The following is a 26010-nucleotide window of genomic DNA, read 5'->3' as shown; positions in this document are numbered from 1 at the left end:
GTTTCATTATATCGTTGTCTTGAATCGCTCATGGACAAACACCTCTTAGTTCATAGTTAAGATTATTATTACTTCTACACTAAGAGACGTCCACTTTTTATTCTAGGTGCAAAAATCGACTTACAGCGGCCAACAGCTGCCTTTCTTCTTCCGTAAGTCGATAAAATCGACTTACAGCGAGCAACTGCTGCCTTTCCTCTTCCGTAACTGGATAAAATCGGCTTACAGCAAGCAACTGCTGCCTTTCTTCTTCTGTAAGTCGATAAAATCGACTTACAGCGGCCAACTGCTGCTCTTCCTCTTACGTAACTCGATAATATCGACTTACAGCCGGCAATTGCTGCCTCGCGCGCTGTAAGCCATCCCATTTTACTCCCCGCCTGGCACCGTAACAGGTACGCCCTCTGCAATCGGTGTACCGAAATTCGGCGTACCATCCTTATTCCACTGAAACGGCTGCATTCGCACGTTGCGATTCCAGCCGGATCCTTGCGTCTTGGCCGCATGGTACAAGATCCAGTCTTCTTTACCATCCACCGATTTCACAAACGAGTTATGTCCAGGTCCGAAAACTTGAGCTGTTTTCGAAAACACAGCCTTCTCTCCCTTTTTCCAAGAAGCCGGACTCAGTACATCACTGCTCATTTCCGCGCTCAGCATGCCTAGACAATAGTCATCTGTCCAGCTGCCACTAGCTGAGTAAATCACAAAAATCCGATCCTCATGCAGCAAGACCTGCGGTCCTTCATTAATCGTCGGATTGCCGACCAGCTCCCAATCATACGTAGGACGTGAAATTTCCACAGGTTTTCCGCTAATTGTGTAAGGATTGCTCATCGGTGCAATGTAGAGGTGCTGGCTCACGTTAACGGCACCCTCCCATCCCGACCAGATGAAATAGAGCGATCCATCCTTCTTCTGCAGCGTAGTCCCGTCAATTGCCCAGCGGCCAGCCGTGTCCATCATTCCTTTATCAACGTAAGCACCAAGCGGATCATCCGTTACGGATTCTAGCACAAACATACGATGGTTCTCATTCTTGCCGTCATCCGCGGCATAATAGATGTACCATTTTCCAGCAATGAAATGTAATTCAGGCGCCCAAATATTGGACGTATTCGGTCCGGAAACTGGCGGGAACCAGACGTCCTTATACTCGGCCTCAGCCAACCCAGTTAGCGTCTTCGATTTCCACACGCGGATGGAATTTCCCGTTGTATGTGTGTAGTAGTAAGTGCCGTCCTTACTAGTCACCCAGGGATCTGCACCATTATCGATTATCGGATTGGTAAATGTTTTGGCTTCTTTTGTCGGTGAAACAACGTTATTTGTTTCCTTCACTTGATTCTCCACAGCTCCCTTCGTACACCCGGCTAACAGCACCAAACTTAAACCTATCACACTACATTTTCGTAAGAATAAACTCACCTTTACCTATTCACCTCGCATCTCATCTCTACCTCTATTGCTTGACCCCAGTTGCCGTAATCGATTGAATAAATTGTCTCTGACCGATGAGGAAAATAATTAGTGTCGGAATCGTCGATAGCGTCGCTAATGCCATTAATTTACCATACGATTGTGTGAAACTGCCTGTAGCCATAACTGCCACACCAGCCGTTAACGTTCGCATCTCAAGATCAGTCACAGTAAAGAAAGGCCATACATAGTCATTGAAAACACCCATAAATGTGAAAATAGCCAGAGTAGTCACAATGGAAATGGATGATGGCATCAAAACCGACGTAAATACTTGCCATTTATTAGCCCCGTCAATCCGTGCCGCCTCAATAATCTCATTGGGAAATGATTGAAAAAATTGAATTAACATAAACACGCCGAGCGCCCCACCCGAGTATGGCAAGATGAGCACATAATACGTATTAATCAGATTGAAATTACTGAAATTTAAATATTGAGGTAAGAAAGAAATAATGCCCGGTACCATCATCGATCCAACGAATAGGGCAAATAGTGTTCTTTTAAAAGGAATATCCAACTTCGCTAACGCGTAAGCAGCCATCGCATCCAGTAGAATGATTAGGAGTGTCGCAGCAAAGCCTACGAAAAAGGAGTTAAACATCCAACGGAAAATCGGAACCTCCACAGCACCGCCAACAAAAATGGTATGGAAATTGTCCCATGTAAACTCTTGTGGAAATAAATGAAAGACAGGTGACATGACTTCAATATCGGTCTTAAAAGAATTGGAAAACATCCATAAGATCGGCAAAATGAAAATGATCCCTAGTATCGAAGCGAGCAGCACATAAAAGATTTTTAGTGATTTCAACGTCCTCTACTCCTTCCGGCTCGTGACTTTGAATTGAATAACAGACACGATCATGATCGTTAACCCCATGAGAATCGCCATCGCAGATGCGGACCCGATTTCTCTAGCTGTATATGCGGTTTGCAAAATCCCCATCAAGAGCACTTTGGTCTCATCCCCTGCGTTACTCATCAGATTAGGTTGAGCGAAGACGTTGTAAGAGGCAATTGTTGAGGTAATCAAAACAAAAATAAGTACAGGTCTAATAAAAGGAAGCGTAATCCCCTTCAGTCGATCCCAACCGTTTGCACCATCAATTTTGGCTGCCTCATAGAGATCCTCAGGCACACCATTCAGGGCATTTACAAAAATGATCATGTTGAAGCCGATCGTCCACCATAAGGTTGCAATAACTAGAGCAAACCACACGAACGGCGTATCCAAAAGCCACGGAACCGGATCGAACTCACGAATGCCTACTTTTGCAAGAAGTAGATTAAAGAATCCGCCTGTTACATCGAACATTCGCTTCCAAATGACCGCCATAACAGTAGCAGAAACGGCATATGGAATGAAATAGATCGAACGAAAAAGGGATCGTAATCTCGCTGGCAGTGCATTTAACAATAGGGCAAATCCAAGCCCTACGATGACTAAAAATGGTACTGAAAACACGACGAATTTCAAGGTCGCTTTCATTCCGATGAAAAACAAATCATTCTCTTGCGTTCCGCTCGTAAATATTTTGCGGTAATTATCGAGTCCCACGAACGGATGCACAGGATCTAGCAAATTGTATTGCTTCAAGCTAATGATGAACCCATAAATGATGGGGATCAGTGTGAAGGCTAAGAAAGCAATAAGATAAGGTAATATGAATAAGCTTGATGTCAGCTTTGATTTCCAATGTGATGGGGTAGGCACTTGATTCCCTCCTCTTCTTTAAAAGGGAAGACGGGTACTGGGTACCCGCCTTTCCATGATAATAAGCTATGGTTACTTCTTCATGGCTGCTGTTGATTTGGCTGCTGCATCATCGAGCGCAGCTTTTGGTTCTTTTTTACCTTGAAGGGCATTCGCAAGTTCGCTCCAAATACTGTCTGAAATCGGACCCCAATTTAATACTTTTGGTGCAAATTTCACATACTCAAATTCTTTCGCTACTTCTGTTTGCTGCTGTGTCATTGCTTGGAAAGCTGCGCTGTCGCGAACAACTTTGGAAGCAACGGCTTGACCAGACTCTGCCCAGTCAATGGAATTCGCATTCACATATTTCAAGAAATCACCTACACCGGCAAGTACATTCGCGTCTGTCGTTCCTTTTGGAATAACAAAGTTATGGGATCCGCCGAAAACCGCTTGTTTAACTGTACCAAGCTGTGGAACTGGAGCTACACCATAGTTAATTTTCGCTTTATCGAAGGCATCCTTGGACCAAGGACCATTAAAGTGCATCGCACTTTTTCCTTGTTGGAACAGGTTAAAATCGCCATCTGCTGCAACGGTTGGAGGTGAAACTTTCATCGTTGTTAGGCTTCTCATAAAAGTAACTGCTTCTACACCTGCTGGTGAGTTATACGCGATGTTGCCTTTATCATCTAAGAAATCGCCGCCATTTTGGAATAAAATAGTTGGGAACAAGAAGTTTTGGATCCAGAAGGTTGGCATTGCTGCTCCCCAAACTCCTTTGGAAGCATCGGTTAACTTAACTGCAGCATCAACAAACTCTTGACGGTTCGTTGGTACTTTCGTAATACCGGCAGCTTTAAACAAATCTTTGTTGTAGTACATGACTAGCGGATGGATATCAAGTGGAATGCTGTACCAGTTATTGTCTTTCGTCGAGTATTCTACGGTTGCTGGAGGAAAGTTGCTTTTCTCAACGCCAACCGCTTTGGCAATAGCATCCAGAGGTTGCAGCTGATCCTTCGCAATGTACGTAGGCGTTTGATCAAGATGCATAATCGCGACATCTGGAACACCTTTTTTCGTAGCAATGGCTGTATCAAGCAGCTTGTAGTAGTCGCCATTCGGTTGAATGGTCATTTTTACTGTATATTTGTCTTGCGATTTATTGTAGTTATCCACGATTTTCTTCATAAATGGACCATCATTCCCAGAGAACGGGTTCCAGAAGTTAACGGTTATTTTCTCACCACTTTTAGCAGGCTCAGGCGCTTTCGTTGCCGCTGCTGCTTGTGAAGCTGCTGGAGTAGCTGCAGCTGGTGAAGTCTCGGCCGTTTTCGTGGAGGAACATCCCGCTAAAACCAAAGCCATCGACAAACTTGCTGCACCCATCAGTTGTACGCTTTTCATTTTTCCCATCGTTATAATCTCCCTTCAATTTTAAACACAATTTGTACTTGCTTAACTCGTTGAATTTGTGTCAAAATTGTAGTGAGCTGTGAATTTCAGTAGAAATTCATTCTCACTACCGAGAGCGATTCTAAGGAGTTCCCACGCCAATGGACCTTAGATCGCTCTTTCCTTTGCTTGCCATCCCCGTAGCTTCATGAATTGCCTGGTATACTTGCTGATTAGAATTCTGATACCTCCTTGATTCGTTGTATTAACCACAATTTAACTATAAGGTTTATCAGAAAGCGTTACCATGACGATATTCATGAACCATTGGACATATTTTCAGGAAAATGGTTACGAGTTAAGATGACAATTTGCTAAAATGGGAGTATCGTTCAAGAGAGTAGTTGACTGCCGAAAGAGGAGTGTGCACGATGGATTTCATGAAGAAATATGTTAGAAAGCACTGGAAACTGTTTCTAGTGGCTGTTTTTTTCGTCATGCTGGAAGCGCTTGCGGATTTGCTGCAACCGACGATTATGTCTCACATTTTGGATGTCGGCGTTGCGGAGAAACGACTTGATTATGTTCTTCAAATGGGCGGCGTTATGCTAATGATCACAGCTTTCGGTGCAGTCGCAGCATCGATGCGTAATATTGTCGCCAGCCATGTTTCACAAAAATTCGGCACAGAGCTTAGAGCCGATTTATTCGAAAAAATGCAATCCCTCTCTTTTACCAATATCGAGCGATTTGAACGTGCTTCCTTAATTACGCGACTAACGAATGATGTGACTCAAGTTCAAAACTTTGTAAATGGACTCATGCGTATCTTTGTAAAAGCTCCACTCCTCTGTATTGGCAGTCTAATTATGGCCGTAAGGCTGAATATGCACTTAGCTGTCGTCCTACTAATCGTAGTTCCTATCGTTGGTGTACTCGTAGCACTGAACTTGAAAGTCGGATTTGCCCGTTACGTTAACGTTCAGAAAGCGCTGGACGGTGTAAATCGCGTCATTAGAGAGTATTTGTCTGGCGTACGTGTGGTTAAAGCATTTAATCGTTTCGACCATGAAGCGGAGAAGTTTCAAAAGACCAATATCGAGTATCAAGACAAATCCATCCAAGTGACGAGGCTGTTGGCCATCTTTAACCCCTCCATCCTGCTGACGGTCAATTTTGGAATTGTTGCTGTGCTTTGGCTCGGAGCCTGGCGGGTGAATCAACACCAGATGCAGGTTGGGCATATCGTAGCGTTCGTTAACTATATGACACAAATTTTGTTTGCTTTGTTGACCATTTCAATGGTCTTTAATATGTTCGTTCGGGCGAAAGCATCCGCCACTCGAATCGGTGAAGTGTTCAGTCAGTTGAATGAAATGACTTGGGATGACAAAGCGGAACTTCCTGCTCATCGCCAAGGCGGTCGAATTGACTTCGCGAACGTGTCGTTTTCCTATGAGGGGGCTGCTGGAGAACCTGTTTTGAAACATATTAACTTAACCTGCCTCCCTGGCGAAACCATTGGCATTATAGGCTCTACCGGATCTGGGAAAAGCAGCCTTGTAAGTCTTGTTCCCCGTTTCTATGATACAAGCTCTGGCGAGATCAGTGTGGATGGTGTGAACATCCGTCAATTAGACCCCACCAAACTGCGAGATCGCATTGCCATTGTGCCACAGAATACGATTCTATTCAGCGGTACTATTGAAGAGAATTTACAATGGGGTAATGAGCATGCGACACGCGATGAAATTGAACAAGCTGCGACTATGGCGCAAGCGCATAGCTTCATTGTTGGTTTCCCTGAAGGCTATGGCACCCGACTAGGACAAAAAGGTGTGAACTTATCTGGCGGACAAAAACAACGACTATCGATTGCCCGAGCACTCGTGCGGAAGCCAGATATCCTAATCCTAGATGATTGTACGAGCGCGCTCGACACAGCAACCGAGTCCGAAATCAAAAAATCTCTCAAAGTCTTTGCTTCTGGCGTAACTTGTTTAATCATTGCCCAGCGCATAACCTCTGTCATGGATGCGGATAAAATCGTCGTAATGGACGATGGTGAAATTGTAGGCATCGGTACACACGAGATGTTACTAGAAAGCTGTAAAGTCTATGTGGAAATATGTCAATCCCAATTCGGAAAGGAGCTGCCTCATCATGTCAAAGCCGAATGAAAGCTCTCGTCAACAAGCACCTGATGTTCCGATGATTACGGGGCCGATGGCTCGAGGAGGTGGACGAGCTCCGACGGTAAAACCCAAAAACTTTAAAGGCACCTTGCTTCGGCTCTGGTCGTATTTAGGGACAGAACGCAAATGGCTGACCATTGTCTTTCTGTTTATCTTAGCAGACTCAGCTTTAACCTTAGCAGGCCCTTATCTCATTGGTGTTGCCATTGATGCCATGGCCGGGGGACAAGTGAATTATCGCGTTTTCGATGTGGTGATGATTGTTCTCATTAGCACTTACATTGCTGATGGCGGGCTTACCTTCCTCCAAAGCTGGGTCATGGCAGGACTTGCGCAACGTGTTGTAAAACGCCTACGACAAACGATGTTTGCCAAGCTCCAGAAACTGCCGCTTTCTTTCTTCGACGGACGTACGCATGGAGATATTATGAGTCGACTGTCGAATGATATTGACAACGTAAGCAACTCGATCTCACAATCGACAACACAGTTGATGTCAGGTTCCATTGCCATTGTCGGTTCTTTAATCATGATGCTGGTTCTAAGTCCCACGCTAACGCTTGCCAGTCTCATTACCGTTCCGCTCGTATTCATGTTGGCCAAAACCATAACCAAACGCACCCGTGTACTATTCAAAGAACAACAAGCACAACTTGGCAAGCTGAATGGTCATATTGAGGAAACCATTTCAGGTCTTCTTGTTGTAAAAGCCTTCAATCGTGAGAGAAAAGCGGTTCATGAATTCAATGAAGTGAATGGTCGCTTATATGAGGTTGGCTTGAAGGCGCAAATCTGGTCTGGATTTTTGATGCCACTGCTAAGCGTCATCAATAATATTGGCTTTTCCGCCGTAGCGATCGTCGGAGGTGTGTTGGCTGTGAAAGGTCACATAACCGTTGGTGTCATTGCAAGCTTTCTAAGCTATTCACGGCAGTTTGTAAGACCATTAAATGAGATTGCAAACACCTATAACGTCCTGCAATCCGGTGTGGCTGGGGCAGAACGTGCATTTGAGGTATTAGATGAAGCCGAGGAAGTGGAGGACGAGCCAGGAGCGGTTGATCTGGATAAACCCATTGGCCAAGTGACCTTCCAGGATGTGACTTTCGGATATCGACCCGATATGCCGATTCTTAATCAGGTCAGCTTCGAAACTCCAGCAGGAAGCAGTCTTGCTCTCGTCGGTCCGACTGGCGCTGGGAAGACGACCATCGTCAATTTGGTTACCCGCTTCTATGACGCGACAAGCGGCACAATCCTAATTGACGGCAGAGACATCAAATCGTATACCCGCAATAGTCTTCGCCGCAGCTTTGGCATCGTGCTGCAGGATACGTACCTGTTCTCCGGCACGATTAAAGAGAACATCAAGTACGGCAAGCCTGAAGCGACAGATAGCGAAGTACTTGCAGCAGCGAAGCTCGCGAATGCGGATGCGTTCATCAGCCGGCTGCCCAAGCGGTATGATACGCTGCTTTCCGAGAACGGCGGAAATTTAAGCCAAGGACAACGCCAATTGCTCGCGATCGCGCGCGTTATTCTGGCGGATCCCTCTATTCTCATTCTCGATGAGGCAACTAGCTCTATCGATACGCGGACTGAACTACATATTCAAGAAGCCCTCCTCTCGATCATGAAGGGCCGAACAAGTTTTATCATTGCGCATCGTTTGAATACGATACGAAATGCCGATACAATCATGGTTATTTCTCGCGGTGAGATTGCGGAGCATGGCGATCACAGTGCCTTAATGAGTCAGCAAGGCACGTATTATCGGATGTTTTCCAATCAATTTGTCACACAGAGTAATCATCCCGAATAGAACACACTTAACCCCGGCTTGTTTATGAAGCCGGGGTTGCTTTGTTCCATGCATTTACAATTTCAGAACCATGAAATCCTCATCGAAATACTTCCCGTTGTACTTTAAAGCGTTAGACTCCACACCATACACTTCAAATCCTAGCGACTTGTAAAGCTTCTTCGCTACTTCATTATCCGACATAACAGCTAAGTTGATCTGCTCGAGTCCCTCGTACGCTTTCGCTCTGCGAATAAGTTCAAGCATCAACAATTTTCCCAAACCTTGTCCGCGACCCTCTTCAGCCACATACATCCCATAAACATTACCTTTATGGGCAGATTTCACACCGTTCTCTCTTACAAATGTTACGATGCCAGCAAGATCACTATTATCATGAATGGCCCCTAAAACAAACTTCTCGTTCGTTGGTTTAACGCGCTCGGCTACCAATTCCATCGAAAATTGAACCTCTCGCTCGTATGTGGAGCCAAAAGCTTCTGCATTGACTTGTAAAGCACGTAATCTTAAAGCCTGATATAAAGCAGCATCCTGTTCATCCAAAATACGAATATGCAATGCGTTCTCCTCCCTATCACAAAGCTGCGGTTGACATCCATCCACCAAAAAGTCCAGTCGTATAAAATCTAGTTATATTCGTAAATCCAGCTTCTGTCAATAGTTTTTCTATGTGATCATCAGATAGGAATGAAAGGGTCATAAGCGCTTTATTCACCATTTCATTCACTGAAGAGGCCTCGTCTCCGGCATCCAACCAGAAGCTTTTCCAAATCTGTAATCTGTCCAGCAGCTCCTTACTGTCTCGGTCCCCGAAAGCGCTCACCAGTACAAATGGTGCGTCTGGCTTCAAATGCGCTTTGATCGTTCTAAGCAGCATCAATTTCTCCTGAACATCCGTGATAAAATGAAGAACTAAGATACAGCTTGCCGCATCGAACTTCACGTCTGTCTTCGGCAATTCATCAATCGTTCCATGGATGAGGTTAACGCGGTTTTCCATGCCAAGTTGATTCGCTTTATGTTGGGCGATTTTCAGCATCTCTTCCGAGATGTCAATGCCTGTGAAAGTCCATGCTGGGTTATCAGGTCCCCATGCGGTAAGTTCATTTCCACCACCAGCGCCAATGACCAGCAATGATGCTTCTGCCCCCTCCAATTGTACGCGGAAATAGGACTGAATCATGGCAAATAACGCATCATACGATGGTATCGAGATTCGAGCTTTCATATCGTACATATGTGACCTACTAGCGTTGTGTGTTAATTCGTTATTCATTTATCTCCATCTCCATTCTTCAATTACAATACAAATGCTTTAATTTAATTGGTTTTGTGCCAATCCTCCATAAGGAGTTCATTGTTGATGCACATCCCAGCTAGCGCGCCTAAGGATGCCGCCATGATGACTTGATACATCTCTGTCGCAGCATCTCCAGCGCTATAGACACCGGGAACACTCGTTTTGCCAAAAGAATCCACAACAACCGATTCCGATTCCGTCATGTCACAACCCAACAATTGCGGCAGTTCAGAACCGATTACAAGCTTCGGACCAAAGAATATCCCAGTACACGGAATGAGAGTCCCATCTTCTAACTCAACATGCTGGACGATTCCTTCCTTCGAAGCAATGTTTCTAATTAGTGAGTCAAATATTGGGACGTTATGTTGCATGAGTTCCTCTTTCTCGTCAGGCGTCATTTCATCAGGTCCATTCGTACAAATCGTAAATTGACTCGTCCAGCCAGCAATCATTTTCGCTAAATGAAGCGCTCTAGCTCCATTCACGATCAGCACGAGTGCTTGATCTCTGAGTTCCCACCCATCACAATACGGACATACAAATGCGCTCTTGCCGTATACCTCTGCCAAACCGTCAATAGGCACTGGAACGTCTTTTTTCCCAATTGCAAAAAGCACTTTCTTTCCTTCATAACTCATTCCCTGTGCCGTTTTAATTTGAAATTCCCCATCGCTGCCTGAAATCGATATTGCCGTATCTTCTACAAATGAGACAGTAGGATACGCAAGAATCTGATCTTTGGCGATCTGCCGAAATTCACTTGGCGAAATGCCATCTCGTGTAAGAAAACCGTGTGTTTCACGCGTTACCTGGTTGCGCGGACGCCCTTCATCAATAACAACCACCTTTTTTCTTGCTCTGCCCAATACAAGAGCTGCATTCAGACCTGCCGGTCCCCCGCCGATAATGACACAATCGTACTTCATACTATTTCCTCACTTTCTCACCTTATTAGAGACTTAATAGACTCTTAATATCTTTAATTAACTAAAAAAAAGGACGGATACTATTCCGTCTTATGCGCAGGCACCAAATCGGCTATTTTCTTATTTGCCAAATAGTGTTCCAACTGTCGCTCAGCATCCATGACGACCTGCTGAATCTGACATTCACTTCCATGATCAAAGCTGCATTCGAACAAAGAAGCAGTCCCTTCGATTGCACGAATGATATCGAGAAATGAAATCTCCTCTTGCTTTCGCTTGACCCGATAGCCGCCGTTGGCGCCCGGTGAAGAGTGAATTAATCCGGCCTTGACAAGCTTCGTCATTAATTTAGATAGATACGTCTGGGAAACACTCAGCTTCTCAGCAAGCAACTGCACACCAACAGGTTTGTCAGCCGCTGAGGATACTAGATAGAGCATGGCATGAAGGGCGTAGTCGGTCGCCTGTGAATATTTCATCTCGCACCTCCATTAAGGACTTTATGAGTCTATAATAGCGTTGATTCACATGTTTAGCAAGTTTTTTTATTTAACTTCAATTACAAAAACATAACTGGAACTTCCTCGCCGCCAATTGGCGTAAATGCTATACGTATAGACGCCTTTCTCTTTGGGAACCGTCAATACATTATCCTTGACTTGGACACCCTCGGATGCATTAGAACTAGTCCATTTCATTGCACCTAAGGTATCCCGCTTAGGTTTGTTTCTAAATGTAATTTTTATGGGGGATTGGGCTGGGACAACTTCGGGTATGAGGTTCTGATATTTAACCATATCTGGTGGCGCGGGCATATCCGAGCACTTCCCCCTCCCGAATCCACTCCAACAATAAGAGCCTTGTGCGAAATTAATTTTATTATTCCCTGCCATAATAGTCGGTCTAGGAGGTTCCATTCTAAATAGATCATTAATAAAATATGCACCTATGAATAAGGCAACAATTACAATCATCAAGATCAATCGCGTCTTCATACCAGCCCCCTAATCATTGTTTGGCTATCCCCGAAAGCTGGCGGATGACGTGTTCAAATCACGAAGGCACATCCACAGAGAATGTTTGCTTCCAGACGATCCGCTCACCTACACGAAGAATAGCGTTCAGTTGGTGATAACCAGGAAGTAAGGTCCGAGAAGCATGAAGCTGATACCATACCATGGCTACTTGCGCTTCCGTCCCTATTCTCTCTTGCCGCGCATTTGAACTGTCGGCAGGATCATCGCCTGCCTCTTCGATTGTTAACAGCGCAGGCAATCGCGTTTTATTTATCGGTAGACTCCACGCCTCGTAAAGCCAAGCCTGCAACTCAATCTTCTTATCTGCGCTGACCGCTGGGAATTTTGCGAGCTCGACCAGATAGTCTTTTTCGATTAGTGAATAATAATCTGGATTTCGCGAGCTTTCTTGCGATAAGCCAAACAAATTGCGCATGTCTTCCAAGTTCAAATACCACTCACGATTCAAAACTTGAGGGGACTCTTTAAGCTGTACTTTTTTCTCAAAAACATGGTGCCAGTCAATTTGGACTTCTGGTTGGCCTGCTTGAAGTACAAACGTATAATCCCCTTTGGAAATGGAAAGTGAATGCGTGTTATCATCTGGTTTTGACTCATAATGAAGCGCTTTAGCAAGCTGAACGACAGATAGATAATCGGTGCCTTTCTCTGAGCGATTGCCAATCTTGTTCTGACCGAACAATGTCAGATCTTGACCTTGCGGAATAATCGTCACAAAGCCGAGATTTCGCTCATTATATGAGATCTGAAGTGTAGCTTCCGGATCTTGAATTCTGTCGTCCGGTGAAATCGTGATCCAGACATCCCCGTCGGCCGTATGAATTTTAATCCACTTATTTCCTGAAGGTTCATCCCAATACGCGATCGCAGTAACCGTTTGTGCTGTCAGATTGGGCTTTTCCTCTGCAAAATTCACCCCAGGATAACGAAACGGTGCTTTTACGCCAGACAGCTTAATCTTCCATTGGATAGGAACAGCATGTTCCGGCTCAGCGCGACGTTTATTGACCCAGCCGATGTTGCCATCTAATGTTCTGACATGGTACCAAGTCCCATTGAACGGATCTTGTATCGTTTCAAATGCAGTAACAGTAACACCTTTCAATACGTCCAGTTCTTGATTATCCGTCGACCATACATCAGACAAAAGTGGGGTTTCTACTTTCAATTCGAGTTTCTCATTCGTATCCGTGATGATCGACCCTGTGCCTCGCACCCATCGATCACCTTCTGATGTACGTACAAGAAAACTTCGATCATAAACGGTCGTTAATTCGGAGATGATTTCATAATCACCATTACTTAATTTACCAATGGCAAGGTGATTAACACTACCGGTATGATCATTATCTTGAAGCGCGGTACCGACCTCGTGGTAGTAAGGCTCATCGTTATAGTGTGTACGTTGAGATTTCGGTTGCACCGTACTAATTCGATTGATTGGCATATGGGCCCACAGATCGCCAAGCCAGGTCGTGTGAATCTGCACCCATGCTTTGCCGCTCCGGCTGTCGCCAACGAACCATTTATCCTCCATATCAACGACTTCCACGAGTTGAGGTGATAAAGAAGCAACGGATGCTGCTTTGTCATTCTGACTTCGGTAGAGCGGTGTCACTTCCGTTAGCATAATCGAATCTGGCTGCGATATGGCAATGTCCCACATATAAGGACGAACCCACCGTGGACCGTACATCGTCTCAATCTGCCACTGGGTGGCACTACTTACGGACCAAGAAGCTTCTCCCTTAAGAACATGCACGGATTGCGGTGCAAAGACACCTTCCGCTTTTTCCTGAGGATCATCCGGGTTCGCGTAGTAGGGCGTGTCTTTCAGAAGTTCAATCGTATCGGGTATCCGTAGACCTTCTGGAACTTGCGATCCCACGTAAACAGTCCAATTCGCCATATCTTGTAAGGTGATCTCAGCCGCCTTTGAAGTTTGCGGTAGGATTCCCTCACATAATGAGGCGAAAAATATAAGTGAAGCTAATAAGGCGATAGGGCGTTTTCTGCTATGCTTAATGACCGACACCTCCTTCGCGTTATGCATGCCACAAGTTTAATTGCCTCTAAATTGCTCTTCTGCGAAATGATAAAAGGCTAAAGCTTCCTCGCTACTTGCGAATCCGGCTTGCGCCATTTTATCGCTGCCACCACCCTTGCCTTGGAATTTCCCCAAATTGGTTTTGAAAAATGCTCCGCAAGCCATGGAATAGTTTCCACTATGTGCAAATACAACCTTGTTCTCCATCGTTGTCACAAATAAGATCGGCAAATCGGTTCGTGAAGCTAGTTTCGTTGCTAAGCTCTGCATGTCTTTTAAGGATTTATCGACGAACTGGTGTGCAATGACGTCCTTACAGTCAGCCAAAAGTTCGTCAGCCAGATAATCATCAAGCTTCTCTTTTAGCACATTGAGTTCCGTTTGAACCTGTTTGTGATCATGCTCCCACTTCTCAATACGGTCCATGATCTCATCTTTACCTGTGTTGAATTTGGCGGATAACGTGCCTAGTATTCTCACATTCTCGTTAAACTCAGTTAATGCTCGGAAACCGCAGAGGAAGTAAATACGTGTATTTCCTTTCTGTTTCTCCGTTTTCAACAGCTTAATCATCCCGATTTCACCCGTCGAGGAAACATGCGTACCACCGCAAGCATTATACTCCACACCATCCATCTCCACGATACGAATGTTCTTCGTCACCTTCGGTTGTTTGACTAGTGGCAGCTCAGCCAACTTCTCAGGGCTAACGAAATAGCTAGTAATCGCTCGATTCTCGTAAATCATGCGGTTTACTTCCTTCTCGATCGCTGCCAACTTACTCGTCTCCAAATCAAGCGTCTCTACATCAATTGTGCAGTAGTCGGTCCCTAGATGAAAACTAACCGTATTCGCTTCATATAGATCACGACATACAGCCGAAAGCAGGTGCTGCCCGCTATGCTGCTGCATATGGTCAAATCTAAGCTGCCAGTCTATTTGGCAAGTCGCACTAGTTCCTTCTGGCATTCTGTCTACCTTATGGAGAACTTCATCCTCCTCCAGAAGTACATCCAAGACAGGAATTCCGTTGATTTCACCGGCATCACAGGGCTGTCCACCCCCATGCGGATAAAACGCTGTCTCCTCCAAGAGGACATAGTTGCCATCCTCTCGTTCAATCTTTTCGCGGATAGTAGTCTGCCATTCCTTCGTATAGGCTGAATCATAATATAGCTTTTTCGTCATGTTGTTCGTTTTCCTCTCCATCATGCTGCAATCGTTTGATGATCGACTCCGGACTTTCACTTAAATCTCAATATACTCCGATACTCTTGCTTCTAGAATTTCAATTAATTCTTCATCCATGAATTGATAATCATCCGGTATATCCAAATTAATAATCCGTTTATTAGCGATTTCCGTTTGAAATTTATCTTTTAATCTTCTCAAATGCTTTTTTTCCATCACAAATATTAAATCTGCCCAACCAATATGGCCTTCCGTCACTCGAATTCTTGCGCCATCTTCTGTGCCCGCAGATTTAACTATGTAATCATTACGCTTATCAAAAATGTTCTCAGCCGTTAAGCTTCTCCATTTGTTTTTACTACAAATAAACAAGATTTTCGTTTTAACCACTCCTGAGTGAATTAGGTTCAATGCTAAGGATAAATCTTCTCCCCATTTTCCAGCATCAAAATAAATTCTTGTATTCGCTTCACACGTGTTTCTTGCTTCTTCGCCGTATGAATTCGGAACGTAATGGCATATTGGTTCTGCCGATCCAGCGTATCATAGAAGGCTTTCGCTTCACGATTTCGCTCTAGTTCCAAAGCAAAATCCGCTGGCAAGGAGGCATTACTCTGCGGTTCGTAGGCTTTCTCCCACTGCCCATTCTTCTTGGCTGCCTCAATCGCCTTCAAGCCGGAAGGCTTCATTCTGCCATTTGCAATCAGAAGCTCAGCCTTGTCTTTATTCACTTTGGACCAAATGCTTCTAACACCACGAGGCGTAAAGCGCTGAAGCCATGAATGCTCGTCTGCTTTTTCTTTTTGACTGTCAATCCAACCATAGCACAAAGCACTCTCAAGTGCCTGATCATAAGAAACTGATTTCATGCGAGCACCTTTCTTCGCGATCTGCAATCGAAGACCAGGTGAAGAGTTATGATGAAGCGCAAGCCAATTTTCAAAAGCAAGTTGATCCTCAAAATGCATCTGCGGCAATTCGTTTTTCGTGTTCAATCTATCGCCTCCTAGTCATCCTGTTGCTAATTTATGTAAATGAATAATCATTAAATAAGTTTGGGAGCTCGTCCCAATGCTGAGTCAGCCAAATCATTTCTTCCAGAAACCGCTTAGGAACAGCAGTATCACGAAGTACGGAAGTACGTAGCCACCAGATAGACTCGATGAGATATAACATTTTAAAACTGCGTAAAATAAGTCCAGACGGTATTTCCATATACTCACGATATCCGGCAACATAGGCTTGAACGGCATCTACTCGTATGCCTCCTGCATCAAATGCACCTGATAGGATCGCACGTGCTACGTCAATTTCCGGGTAAGCCACAGCCATTCTGTCAAAATCAACAATGCCTGCAATTTTATTTTCGTGCAATATGACATTATCCGCCCACAAATCCCAATGTGTCCAACCTACCTGACTGTCCTCAAATATATTAAAATCCAACATCTCTACATGATGTATAGCTTGCTCAAGAAGTTCAATTAATGGATGGCATTGCTCATCTTTTGCTTGTGTCAAATTACGATGTAAATCAGTCAAACATGCTGCTTGATCAGGATGCCAAGCACTTGAATCCAGTTCTTCCTCACGGAGAAGCTGATGCATTCGTCCTGTCTTCTTCCCAAAATCATACATCTCAGCTATACTCATTTTCCCTGCTTCTCTAACATTTCCCTGAACCCAATCCATCATTGCAAATAAAAAGCCACTCGGTGTTTCTTGGATAAAAGTCCCCTTATCTTCGTAAACCCTCGGACACGTACATCCCCGCTCATATAAGCGCTGTTGCATACGGAGTGTCTTTTCAATCTTAGCCCGTCTTTCCGGTAGATGCAGCTTGTAACGATCAGGGTGATAATATTTTACAAACACTGAAGTGTTATCGGGTTGGATCACAAAATGCCATTTTACATTTAGCCAACCCTTGGTGAGGATATTTGTCTCATCAACGCTCATCCCAAATTTCATTTCTACTCTTGTGATTATTTCATCCAATACCTGATCGATTCGAACCTCTTGATTCCCATTCATTATACCTTCATTTCGCTTCTATCTCCTAAGAAACCTAAGCTTTCTAACGCCATTTTCAAAATAACACGATTATTCTCATAGCCATTCTGATTATGTAAAGTCCACGCGTCCTCCGCGTTATGCCACTGAACATCACGGATCTCTTCGGTTTGAGCTTTGAGTTCTCCACTGACCGCTTCAACTAAAAAATAATGAGTCTCTTTCTCAACATGCCCATGCTCCGAATGCTCGAACTGATAATAATTAATGGTCAGCGGCTGAATGATCCTGCCTATGATGTTCGTTTCTTCTCTAATTTCCCTAAGCGCAGCCTGCTCAATAGTCTCTCCAGCTTCCATTCTTCCCTTAGCAAAAGCCAGCTTGCGATACCGATCCACAATGAGCAAAATGTGAACTTCTTGCCCTATTTTACGGTAAACGACACCGCCTGCTGAGATTTCTTTCTTCGTCATTCGTTCCATCTACCCCCAGTCCAACACACTCATCACTTCCATTTTACAAATAGTGCCAACAAAAAAGCAACCAAAGCGGTTAGCTTTGGTTGCTCACAGGCGATTATTTCGTTTCTTGCAGCCATAAAATGCTTGTCACACCTCGAGGATAATACTTGCTGCCCGTGATTTCACCGGAAATAATTTGATCACTCCAGCTCCAAATAGACAAGGTTGGATGTGTTAACCAGGCTACATGGGCTGCATCCGCTGCAGCACCTGTCTCATCCCAAACCAAATCAAGGATTTCGCGTGCTACGAATTGGCACAAATAAATTTTGCTTAACCAAGAGTTGTTGCTCGTAGAGGAAAGCTTCCAGCCGCCATCTTCGAACAAGCAAGTGCCTTCAACAAGCACAACATCTAGATGCTTCTTCAATGCTTCGATATAGAAGCCGTAACGACCATTCACATCAAGTGCAGACTTATTTCCTGTGAAGTAAGGGAATACCAAGCCTTCAATCGCAGGAATGATTTTGGAATTATTCCCTTCGCCAACGACGGCAGGGATGTAACCATCTTCCGTAACGTATGACGTAACCGTCTTCGCGCACTTCAACGCCTGCTCGCTGGCAATAAGCGCCAGATCTTCTCTGCCATTTTGAGCAAAAATAGACTCCATGGCCACATAAGCTGCCCAACATTTCCCCGCCATGTAAATATTGTTCCGTGACTGTCCTAATGAGACGTCTAGGCTGTCGTAAGTCGTGATTTCTGCTCCACCCATGGTGCGTGAGCTGTCTAACGACATAACGCCATTTCGCAGCTCCGGATTTGGATTGTCGCGATTGAGCATGCTTGTTAAACACTTGTCAAATATGGCAAGATTCGCTTGCAGCCACGCTTGATCATTCGTATGCGCCACATAGGTTGCTCCACACAACGACCAATTCACCAACTGCTCATGCGTCATATGGGAGAAACAGTCGTCCAAACCATAAAGCTCATAGGCAGAGTAACTTGGGCGAGATAGCGTGTTGGCTACTCCCATATCATGTGTAAACGAGATACCACCCGGATATTCGGTAGGATCGTCTGGAAAACGAACCATATCTTCATAGCTATACCGTTTCACGAACATATCCAGCTCATTACGAACGGTCCATGGATTCACAGCCAGCTCATAAAATAACTGATCAACTGTCAAATCGAACGTGTTCATCATGCGATATTCGCCTTCATTGACAATCCAGAATGGCTCATCATCCATATCCAAAAGCTGCGTATTTCCATAGTAACTACGGATGGCATGCGCCATCATAAATTTCTGATCCGCTGATAAGCGAGAATCTTCGATGTTTGCGTCTGCGGTTTTAGCAAGTGCAGCTAACTTGTCGAAGTTGCCCAAGGCGTAATCAGCCACAGCTTCTATATTTTTGAATAAACGTGCATATGTGTAGGAGGCATCTTTTCCCGCAGTAACAATTCCTGAACGATGGAAGCAAATCGCGAACTGATAAGTACGCTTCTCACCCGCAGGTGTGTCTGCGAACAAAGCGCCGACAGTACCCAGACCAAAGGTCAAGTTTTCCACAATTTTCATTTCCAAAATATCTTCAATTCGGAAATACATCCCCGAACGCACTTCTGGATCTCGTGAAACAATCGCCGTAATCCGACCTTGTCCAACACCCGCGGCGCCTTCCATCGTATCATCCAACCTACGCATCGCACTGTATGGATCCGTTCCTTGATACCCAAAGAATACTCTTCTAGGGGAAGTACCTTTTGTATTATCCACGGTAATTGTAGCGAGAACAGCCGGAACGAGCGCTAAACGAAGCTCATCTTCACTAGCAGTAGCTGGATCTGGCACCGATTGTGTCGGTGAAATAAGACTAAATTCCAAATCACCAGCTCTCCACGTATCTGTGCTAACTTTGAAATCTCGACGAATCTCCTCATCTGCGAAAGGAAACAACAGCTTTTTTCTCTTCGGTCTTGGATCTGGATTCTCAATATCGTAACGAAGACTCTCGTCTTCACCAACATTCTCAAAGAATGGCAGTGCATCATAGGTACCACCTTGGGTGGTTTCGAGACCAATATATATATTTTGCTTAGGAGGACGCGCTTGCTCTAAATCGAAGCCTCCGCTTTTCCCAGGAAATCCAAGTGTAAAGCTTGCAAATGCACCAACAGGTGAATGATGTGCGTTGAAAAATTGATTCTTCATATCAGGATGATGCTCCTCTCCGTCATTTGCCCTTATTATACAATGACCGAAACCCTGAACCCATGGGCAATACAATCTTTCATTTGGACAAAAGAAACATTTGATTTCTACCTTCGTTAGGTGAGATAGTAGGTGTACAAGTAGATCATAACCTTCTTAAAGGAGCCTTATAGATGGAAGTTTATCAACAAAAACCTTTACCCAGTGGGCTCGACAACGTCGTTCATGGCGGCATGCTGCCTGATGTGCAATCATCCTTTCGTATCTTTGCCGCGCATCTTCGCAAGGTTAACGCGCAATGGTCCTTTCCTGAGCATCAACATCCGATGTTTGAGCTGAATCTTGTTGTAGACGGTTCCCAGCGTATGCGGGTTGGCGACAAGCATTTTGTACAAAAACAAGGTGATTTAGTCTGGATTCTGCCCAACGAAGTGCATGCCAGCTTAGGTGCAGTTGAGGGCAATATGATGGAGTATGTGTGTGTGCATCTAGAGGTAATGGATCCGTGGTTTAGACAGCAATTGAGTCAAATTACTCAAATCATTCACCCATCTGGCAGCAAAATGGAAAGCCTACTACGCCCGATTTTGATGGATCTCGCACAAATAGCTCGAGAAAACACCTCCAGCGGACTGAATGTAAAGCTGCAGACGATGCATGCTTCCTTTCGTATTTTCACCGCGTTAAGCGAGATATTACTCGATGAAAATGAGGTTTCTACGCAGCAAACGGGCGACTCTGGCTTAGCGGCTCAACTAGCTGCACGAATTGAACAACAAGCATCTACCCTGAAAGGTCAGGAACCTTTCCGAATTACACGCATTGCCAAGCAGCTTGGTTATAGTCCTGCTCACTGTAATCGCGTTTTTCACAAAGCTTATGGCGTCTCGCCACGTCATTATTTAAGTACAGTAAAGCTCCGTCAAGCTAAGCTAATGCTAATGGACCCTACGCTGTCTATCGAGCATATAGCTGATCAACTGGGGTATAAGGATTTGTCGCAATTTAGCAAACAATTCAAACGATGGACGAATTTATCCCCAACCGCCTACAGACATCTGTCTTGGTGAAAATAGGTTGCGTATTGCTGAAGATACCATAAGTTTTATACCCGTCTCCCGATCTATACTCAAAGATAATGTTATAGAGCTATCAGATAAGGAGAATTGGATATGCAATTACACGGTTATAAATCTTTGTGGGAATGGAACGGAAACTGGGAAGGGAAACTAGCTCAAATCGCTGAGGCTGGCTACTACGGTGTGGAATACACGCCTCCTTCCGATCCGAAGGATGACGCTGCGTTTCGAAAAGACTTAGACGACATGAACTTGTCGTTCATTGCGCAAGTGGTGACTCGGGGACCGGATCATAGCCGCTCCTTCCGTGAGCAAGTCCTTCGCGCGGCGGAACTGCGGCCTGTTCTGATCAATTCGCACAGCGCGGCCGATCGAATGCCTGCTGACGAGCAACTGCGCTTCTTCGAAGCGGCGCTGCGTGTGGAGCAAGAGATCGGGATTCCGATCGCGCACGAAACGCACCGGGGGCGAGCTTTTTTCACGCCGTGGCAAACGGCGGCCGTGTTGAAGCAGCTGCCCACGCTTGCGATCGGCGCCGATTTCAGCCATTGGTGCGCAGCCTGCGAGAGTATGCCGAGCCCCGACGACGAGGATGTTCGGCTGAGCTTATCGCGAGCCATCCATATCCATGGACGCGTCGGGTACCAGGAAGGACCGCAAGTGTCGGACCCGCGTGCACCTGAATTCGCGGCGCATGTGGAGACCTTCATCGACTTATGGTTGAAAATCTGCCAGCACCGTTTCGATGCCGGTGCGGATACAATGACCTTTACGCCGGAATTCGGACCGCCGCCGTATTTGCAGGTGCAGCCTTACACGAGGCAGCCGGTGGCTGACTTGTGGGACGTGAATTTGTGGATGTTTCAGACTTTTAAGTCGAGGTACGACGTACTATTCTCGGATTCGCAGCAGCTTGCGAGCACGTAAGTGGATTTTTTCGACTTACGGCTCTCCGTTTCGTTGTTTTCGAGCCTGTAAGTCGATTTTTTCGACTTACGGCTCTCCGATTCACTGCTTGCGATCCTGTAAGTCGATTTTTTCGACTTACGGCTCTCCGATTCACTGCTTGCGATCCTGTAAGTCGATTTTTTCGACTTACAGCTCTCCGTTTCACTGCTTGCGATCCTGTAAGTCGATTTTTTCGACTTACAGCTCTCCGTTTCGATGCTTGCGAGCCTGTAAGTCGATTTTTTCGACTTACGGCTCTCCCACTCACTGCTTTCCCTCGAGTATGTCCATCTTTGACTTACTCGAGCGAAAGAATTGGTGTTCCCCTTATAAGTGAGATACCAAATCATCTATAGTTCCCATAATTTTATTCACCTCTGGCAACTGATAAAAAGTACTCGTTTTTTCGATATCATTTAGCTCAAAGGTTGAAGAATACAAAAAGATAGTCTTCCTGGCTCCTAAAGCAAGTCCCATTTCAACATGACTCCCCTTCCCCGCCGGCAGCATGATAATGAATACGTCTGCTTCAAAAACAGCCCTCATCTCACTTTGACCGATTTCCGCGAGTTCTTGGAGAGTAGCAGTGGCAGCATGAACGGTCCAGTCATATGTTTGCCTATAGCCACGTAACTTCAATTGGTGCGCGACTTCTCTGACATTGCCGATGTTCTTGAAACTAGATGCAATATAAAATTTCAATGAGCTTCCCTCCTTTCTCACGCCGAAAACATCCTTTTCTCAGCAGTCTGCCTCACTCTAACTCCCGAATGAATCCTGTCTTTTTCCCCTGGCTAAATCCACACTTTTCATAAAAACGAAGTACTTCTTCTCTCTTCGAACCTGTCATGAGCATGACTTTATAACAGTTATAACCCGTAGCAATTTCAATTGCCTTATCCATAGCCATTCTTGCAAATCCCTAATTTCGATGTTGTTCACGTGCAATCCCATTTGCCATCTCACTTCTCGCCCCTTTTCATTACCTTTTTTCAATCAATATCTTTAGTTGTTCATTCCGATACATCAAGAAACGCCTCATATAATTTCTCAAAACTACCCGTTCAACGACCCAGCCTATCCAGCCTAGCGGAGCCTCGAAACATAATGTATCTTTCATTAAGGTTCTATTTCCTAAATCAATAAACTCATGTTCATGCCGCATGCTTTTAAAAGTACCTTGCAGCATTTCATCAACAAAGTGATAAGGACGAACGTAATGCGAGATGAGCGACGTATGTTTTTGCCGTATGAAGAAATGCCGCGCTTCAAAAGTGACCGTTTCCCCTCCGCTTATCAGACCCGTAGTAGTTCCGGCGATCGCTCTCTCCTTTGTGTGAGGCCAAACAGTTTGAGTATGGATATCAATATTGCTTGCCATATCAAAACAAACGTCAATCGGTGCTTCTATCTCGATTTCTGTATATATTTTTATCATGATGTTCTCCTCATGTTTCCTTCGAATTTCCTTGCTCGGTTCCAGTCGCTTCCCAATTCGACACGCATCACTTATCTCCTTTTCCAAGCAAAACTTCACACGAAAAAACAGCCCCCCAAAGGAAGGCTGCCTCACTCATTAGTTACTTATGAATTCCTGTACCCACTCACCATTATAATAGGCAACGCCAATTTGCGTGAAGTTGGGGCTTAATATATTTTGACGGTGACCCGCGCTGTTCATCCATGCTGTCATAACGGCTTGAGGTGTTTGCTGACCTTTTGCAATGTTTTCACCTGCATAGGAATAGCTAATTCCATAGGCACTCATCATGTCAAACGGTGAACCATAGGTCGGCGAAGTATGATCAAAGTAGCCTTTGTTGTACATGTCCTTCGCTTTATCCAGCGCCATCGCGGTAAGTGCGGTGTTACTGGCTAATGGCTTCAGACCAGCTTTCGTACGTTCTTGATTCACTAAGTTAACCACTTGACTAGCAAAAGATGATTGCGTTGGCGCAGTCGGAACTGCTGGTTTGGCAACAACGTTCGAGCTTGTACTTCCAGGAATCGTGAGTTTCATTCCTGACCAAATGATGTTCGGGTTAGCAACCTGAGGGTTGGCTTTAATTAATTCAGTCAGGCTAACACCATACTTCTTCGAGATTAACCACATGGTATCATTACCGGACACCGTATGCGTGCCTGTTGCTGCCCAAGCTGCGTTCGCACCCATTAGGACGCTCAAACCTAGTGCACCTGTCACTACAAACTTTTTGTACCTTTTCATACATAAACCTCTCCTTTTTGCGGCCTGCGAGGTTAGCTGTCGGATTCGGATCAAAGAGTAATCACCCGGCCGCGGATCGCGGCTTCACCCCAAAGATTGGATCCCCCGTGCTTCAAAAAAGCTTCGGCCTTCTAAGTTTTGGATCCAAAATGGATCTTAACGATTGTATCACGTGAAAATAGAGTTCACATGACTCAAAATTTTCCAATTGGGAGATTTATGTATAAAATTCGTGCAAAACGGTACAAACTTTTAGCGATACCCCTCAGCATTAGCAGGCTTACCTGCTTCCTGCACCTCAACAAGGTAGCGCCAGCAATCTGGCTGTGAGCCGTCCACATCTTTAAATCCATACACTTGTGAAATACTGCCGCTTGACATCGAGTGACCATTCCATCGAGCAACTTCTGGATCTCCAGCTAGTGCGGCAATCGCACGTCCTACAAAGCGCGGCGATTCCGAGATGATGAAATGTGGTTCCTTTTCTGTCGCGTCACGCCAATTTTCTTCCCTAACCTCGAAGTGCTCCAACATAATTTCCGAACGCATCCAACCTGGGGTCACCGCAATAGCCGTGCATCCATGGGGTGAGAGCTCATGAGACAATGCCTTCGCCATGCGAATGACAGAGGATTTGGCTAGATCATAGAAAAGCGATAAACGATAGTTGGTATCGTTATACTCTGCTGTACCGTCCGTTATTTCAATTACAAGTCCATTCTTGTTGCGAACTAGCAAGGCAAGTGCAAAATGGCTCGTAATGATGTGCGTATCAATCGCTAGCCGAAGCATACGAAATCCTTTATCCAATGAATGCTCCCACACAGGTACATTCCACTCCGTCAAGTATTCAGACCCCCACACATCGTTGACCAGTATGTCTAATCGCCCCTGTTCGCTCTCGATGCGGGCAATAAGCGCCTGAACTTGATCCCGATCTAGATGATCCACTTGAACTGCTATCCCTACACCACCTGCATCATTAACTAATTCAGCTGTTTCTTCAATGGTTTCAGGTCGATTGTATTCAGACCGTTGTGCGCGTGTCGTGCGGCCCGTCACATAGACAGTCGCTCCTGCAGCTCCTAATTCAATTGCTATTCCTCTTCCTGCTCCGCGTGTGGCTCCTGCCACTAAGGCAACTTTCCCCTGTAAATTTTTCATGATTCAAATACTCCTCTCATTTATTTTAGTCACGATTAGTTCCAATTTGTCCTCATACTGTTATACCATACTTTCTCCATCGCCAACCCACTCCCAACTCAACCTGTTAATCAAAACATGATATACTAATCCACAAATGATAAACTTCATTCGCAATTGGATGACTAGGAGTGGTTTGCAATGTTAGCTAAACAATTAATTATTGCTTTGGGCACACAAAACCAAGCGAAAAGAGCTGCCGTTGTGCTAGCTTCTGGGGTAGAACCTATCTGCCATGCGGTCCCTTCCGGGGTAGCCGACCAGCCTCTTTCCGAAAACGAAACCATTATCGGTGCCATTAATCGTGCGAAAAATGTGCTTGCAGCTGAACCACAAGCAAACATAGGTCTTGGTCTAGAAGGTGGACTTACCTATGATGAGACGCATACGAAACAGTGGTATCTCTTCTCTGTTTGTGCCGCTTGGGATGGTAAGCAACTTTTCGTCGGCAAAGGTTTATACTTCCCCATTCCCAATCCCATTGGGGAGAAATTACAAGAAGGCGGGAGTGAGCTGCGCCACATTATCGATGAATTGAGCAGCACCGTCGGAAGTAATCACAAAGATGGTGCTTATGGTTTATTTACCGAAGGGCGTATTACGCGGAGTGACGTTTTCCGCGATGCCGTCATTGCAGCGCTGACGCCGTTTCAATCCCCATTTTACAAGTAAAAATAGGCTGAAAAAGCCTTCTTTTAATCAACAAGGGCACCTCAGAAGTAGAATTATCTACTCGAGGTACCCTTGTAAACACT

27 protein-coding genes and 1 riboswitch are annotated in these 26010 nt (G+C 45.1%); of the genes, 5 read left to right on the top strand and 22 right to left on the bottom strand.

What is annotated here, in order from left to right; all coding sequences use genetic code 11:
* Positions 1 to 97 precede the first annotated feature (97 nt).
* The 5 genes from AC58QM_RS32860 to AC58QM_RS32840 all read right to left on the bottom strand — a co-directional run bounded on the left by AC58QM_RS32860 (position 98) and on the right by AC58QM_RS32840 (position 4597).
* Positions 98 to 286: a hypothetical protein gene (locus tag AC58QM_RS32860; protein WP_497288960.1), complete on the bottom strand. Its 189-nt coding sequence runs from the start codon at positions 284 to 286 to the stop codon at positions 98 to 100.
* 83 nt (positions 287 to 369) lie between these two features.
* Positions 370 to 1428: a glycoside hydrolase family 43 protein gene (locus AC58QM_RS32855; protein ID WP_497288959.1), complete on the bottom strand. Its 1059-nt coding sequence runs from the start codon at positions 1426 to 1428 to the stop codon at positions 370 to 372.
* 34 nt (positions 1429 to 1462) lie between these two features.
* Complete coding sequence (locus AC58QM_RS32850; protein ID WP_497288958.1) at positions 1463 to 2293, bottom strand: carbohydrate ABC transporter permease; 831 nt, start codon at positions 2291 to 2293, stop codon at positions 1463 to 1465.
* Positions 2294 to 2299: 6 nt separating this feature from the next.
* Positions 2300 to 3196 (bottom strand): carbohydrate ABC transporter permease, encoded by an 897-nt coding sequence (locus tag AC58QM_RS32845; protein WP_497288957.1) that lies wholly within the window; start codon positions 3194 to 3196, stop codon positions 2300 to 2302.
* A gap of 72 nt (positions 3197 to 3268) precedes the next feature.
* Positions 3269 to 4597 carry an ABC transporter substrate-binding protein gene (locus tag AC58QM_RS32840; protein WP_497288956.1) on the bottom strand — a complete coding sequence of 443 codons (1329 nt, stop codon included), beginning with the start codon at positions 4595 to 4597 and terminating at the stop codon, positions 3269 to 3271.
* Between the two features lie 410 nt (positions 4598 to 5007).
* Here AC58QM_RS32840 and AC58QM_RS32835 point away from each other — a divergent pair, with 410 nt between their 5' ends.
* Both AC58QM_RS32835 and AC58QM_RS32830 read left to right on the top strand, forming a co-directional pair.
* Positions 5008 to 6756: an ABC transporter ATP-binding protein gene (locus AC58QM_RS32835; protein ID WP_497288955.1), complete on the top strand. Its 1749-nt coding sequence runs from the start codon at positions 5008 to 5010 to the stop codon at positions 6754 to 6756.
* Positions 6740 to 8593: an ABC transporter ATP-binding protein gene (locus tag AC58QM_RS32830; protein WP_497288954.1), complete on the top strand. Its 1854-nt coding sequence runs from the start codon at positions 6740 to 6742 to the stop codon at positions 8591 to 8593. The genes AC58QM_RS32835 and AC58QM_RS32830 overlap by 17 nt, the downstream gene beginning before the upstream one ends.
* 54 nt (positions 8594 to 8647) lie before the next feature.
* Here the strand turns inward: AC58QM_RS32830 and AC58QM_RS32825 are convergent, their stop codons facing one another.
* From AC58QM_RS32825 to AC58QM_RS32770, 12 genes are all read right to left on the bottom strand, one after another.
* Positions 8648 to 9151, bottom strand: coding sequence for a GNAT family N-acetyltransferase (locus AC58QM_RS32825; RefSeq protein ID WP_497288953.1), 504 nt, complete (start codon positions 9149 to 9151; stop codon positions 8648 to 8650).
* 16 nt (positions 9152 to 9167) lie between these two features.
* Entirely contained in the window at positions 9168 to 9869 is a 702-nt protein-coding gene (locus AC58QM_RS32820) for a class I SAM-dependent methyltransferase (protein WP_497288952.1), read from the bottom strand.
* A gap of 44 nt (positions 9870 to 9913) precedes the next feature.
* Positions 9914 to 10822: an NAD(P)/FAD-dependent oxidoreductase gene (locus AC58QM_RS32815; protein ID WP_497288951.1), complete on the bottom strand. Its 909-nt coding sequence runs from the start codon at positions 10820 to 10822 to the stop codon at positions 9914 to 9916.
* A gap of 80 nt (positions 10823 to 10902) precedes the next feature.
* A complete protein-coding gene (locus tag AC58QM_RS32810; RefSeq protein WP_497288950.1) occupies positions 10903 to 11301 on the bottom strand; it encodes an RrF2 family transcriptional regulator in 399 nt (132 codons plus the stop codon).
* A 66-nt stretch (positions 11302 to 11367) separates the two neighbouring features.
* On the bottom strand, positions 11368 to 11817 hold the full coding sequence (locus AC58QM_RS32805) for a hypothetical protein (RefSeq protein WP_497288949.1): 450 nt from the start codon (positions 11815 to 11817) through the stop codon (positions 11368 to 11370).
* A gap of 58 nt (positions 11818 to 11875) precedes the next feature.
* Positions 11876 to 13768 carry a hypothetical protein gene (locus tag AC58QM_RS32800; RefSeq protein ID WP_497288948.1) on the bottom strand — a complete coding sequence of 631 codons (1893 nt, stop codon included), beginning with the start codon at positions 13766 to 13768 and terminating at the stop codon, positions 11876 to 11878.
* A 153-nt stretch (positions 13769 to 13921) separates the two neighbouring features.
* Positions 13922 to 15094 carry an alanyl-tRNA editing protein gene (locus AC58QM_RS32795; protein WP_497288947.1) on the bottom strand — a complete coding sequence of 391 codons (1173 nt, stop codon included), beginning with the start codon at positions 15092 to 15094 and terminating at the stop codon, positions 13922 to 13924.
* 60 nt (positions 15095 to 15154) lie between these two features.
* Positions 15155 to 15487 carry a low molecular weight protein tyrosine phosphatase family protein gene (locus tag AC58QM_RS32790; protein ID WP_497288963.1) on the bottom strand — a complete coding sequence of 111 codons (333 nt, stop codon included), beginning with the start codon at positions 15485 to 15487 and terminating at the stop codon, positions 15155 to 15157.
* A 23-nt stretch (positions 15488 to 15510) separates the two neighbouring features.
* On the bottom strand, positions 15511 to 16092 hold the full coding sequence (locus tag AC58QM_RS32785; RefSeq protein WP_497288946.1) for a YdeI/OmpD-associated family protein: 582 nt from the start codon (positions 16090 to 16092) through the stop codon (positions 15511 to 15513).
* Positions 16093 to 16123: 31 nt separating this feature from the next.
* The gene (locus tag AC58QM_RS32780) at positions 16124 to 17131 is read right to left on the bottom strand and encodes a phosphotransferase enzyme family protein (RefSeq protein WP_497288945.1); all 1008 of its coding nucleotides are present in this window, start codon (positions 17129 to 17131) and stop codon (positions 16124 to 16126) included.
* Positions 17131 to 17583: an NUDIX hydrolase gene (locus AC58QM_RS32775; protein ID WP_497288944.1), complete on the bottom strand. Its 453-nt coding sequence runs from the start codon at positions 17581 to 17583 to the stop codon at positions 17131 to 17133. The genes AC58QM_RS32780 and AC58QM_RS32775 overlap by 1 nt, the downstream gene beginning before the upstream one ends.
* A gap of 103 nt (positions 17584 to 17686) precedes the next feature.
* A complete protein-coding gene (locus AC58QM_RS32770; RefSeq protein WP_497288943.1) occupies positions 17687 to 19798 on the bottom strand; it encodes a glycoside hydrolase family 52 protein in 2112 nt (703 codons plus the stop codon).
* 173 nt (positions 19799 to 19971) lie between these two features.
* Between AC58QM_RS32770 and AC58QM_RS32765 the strand changes: the two genes are divergently transcribed.
* The gene (locus tag AC58QM_RS32765; protein ID WP_497288942.1) at positions 19972 to 20868 is read left to right on the top strand and encodes a helix-turn-helix domain-containing protein; all 897 of its coding nucleotides are present in this window, start codon (positions 19972 to 19974) and stop codon (positions 20866 to 20868) included.
* Between the two features lie 102 nt (positions 20869 to 20970).
* Positions 20971 to 21804, top strand: a complete 834-nt coding sequence (locus AC58QM_RS32760) for a sugar phosphate isomerase/epimerase family protein (protein WP_497288941.1) — start codon at positions 20971 to 20973, stop codon at positions 21802 to 21804.
* A 348-nt stretch (positions 21805 to 22152) separates the two neighbouring features.
* Here the strand turns inward: AC58QM_RS32760 and AC58QM_RS32755 are convergent, their stop codons facing one another.
* From AC58QM_RS32755 to AC58QM_RS32735, 5 genes are all read right to left on the bottom strand, one after another.
* Complete coding sequence (locus tag AC58QM_RS32755; protein ID WP_497288940.1) at positions 22153 to 22527, bottom strand: group-specific protein; 375 nt, start codon at positions 22525 to 22527, stop codon at positions 22153 to 22155.
* Between the two features lie 52 nt (positions 22528 to 22579).
* Positions 22580 to 22735, bottom strand: a complete 156-nt coding sequence (locus tag AC58QM_RS32750; protein ID WP_497288939.1) for a GNAT family N-acetyltransferase — start codon at positions 22733 to 22735, stop codon at positions 22580 to 22582.
* Between the two features lie 72 nt (positions 22736 to 22807).
* Positions 22808 to 23263 (bottom strand): SRPBCC family protein, encoded by a 456-nt coding sequence (locus tag AC58QM_RS32745; protein ID WP_497288938.1) that lies wholly within the window; start codon positions 23261 to 23263, stop codon positions 22808 to 22810.
* A 138-nt stretch (positions 23264 to 23401) separates the two neighbouring features.
* Entirely contained in the window at positions 23402 to 24052 is a 651-nt protein-coding gene (locus AC58QM_RS32740; protein ID WP_497288937.1) for a CAP domain-containing protein, read from the bottom strand.
* 6 nt (positions 24053 to 24058) lie between these two features.
* Positions 24059 to 24191: riboswitch (cyclic di-AMP (ydaO/yuaA leader) on the bottom strand.
* Positions 24192 to 24304: 113 nt separating this feature from the next.
* On the bottom strand, positions 24305 to 25216 hold the full coding sequence (locus AC58QM_RS32735) for an SDR family oxidoreductase (RefSeq protein ID WP_497288936.1): 912 nt from the start codon (positions 25214 to 25216) through the stop codon (positions 24305 to 24307).
* A 180-nt stretch (positions 25217 to 25396) separates the two neighbouring features.
* On the opposite strand from AC58QM_RS32735, the gene AC58QM_RS32730 reads away from it, so the two are divergent.
* Complete coding sequence (locus tag AC58QM_RS32730; protein WP_497288935.1) at positions 25397 to 25927, top strand: DUF84 family protein; 531 nt, start codon at positions 25397 to 25399, stop codon at positions 25925 to 25927.
* The last annotated feature ends 83 nt before the right edge of the window (positions 25928 to 26010 follow it).

The sequence above is a fragment of the Paenibacillus sp. J22P165 genome (assembly GCF_059692015.1).
The sequence above is the reverse complement of the archived record's forward strand: the minus strand, read 5'-3'. Positions and strand labels throughout refer to the sequence as shown.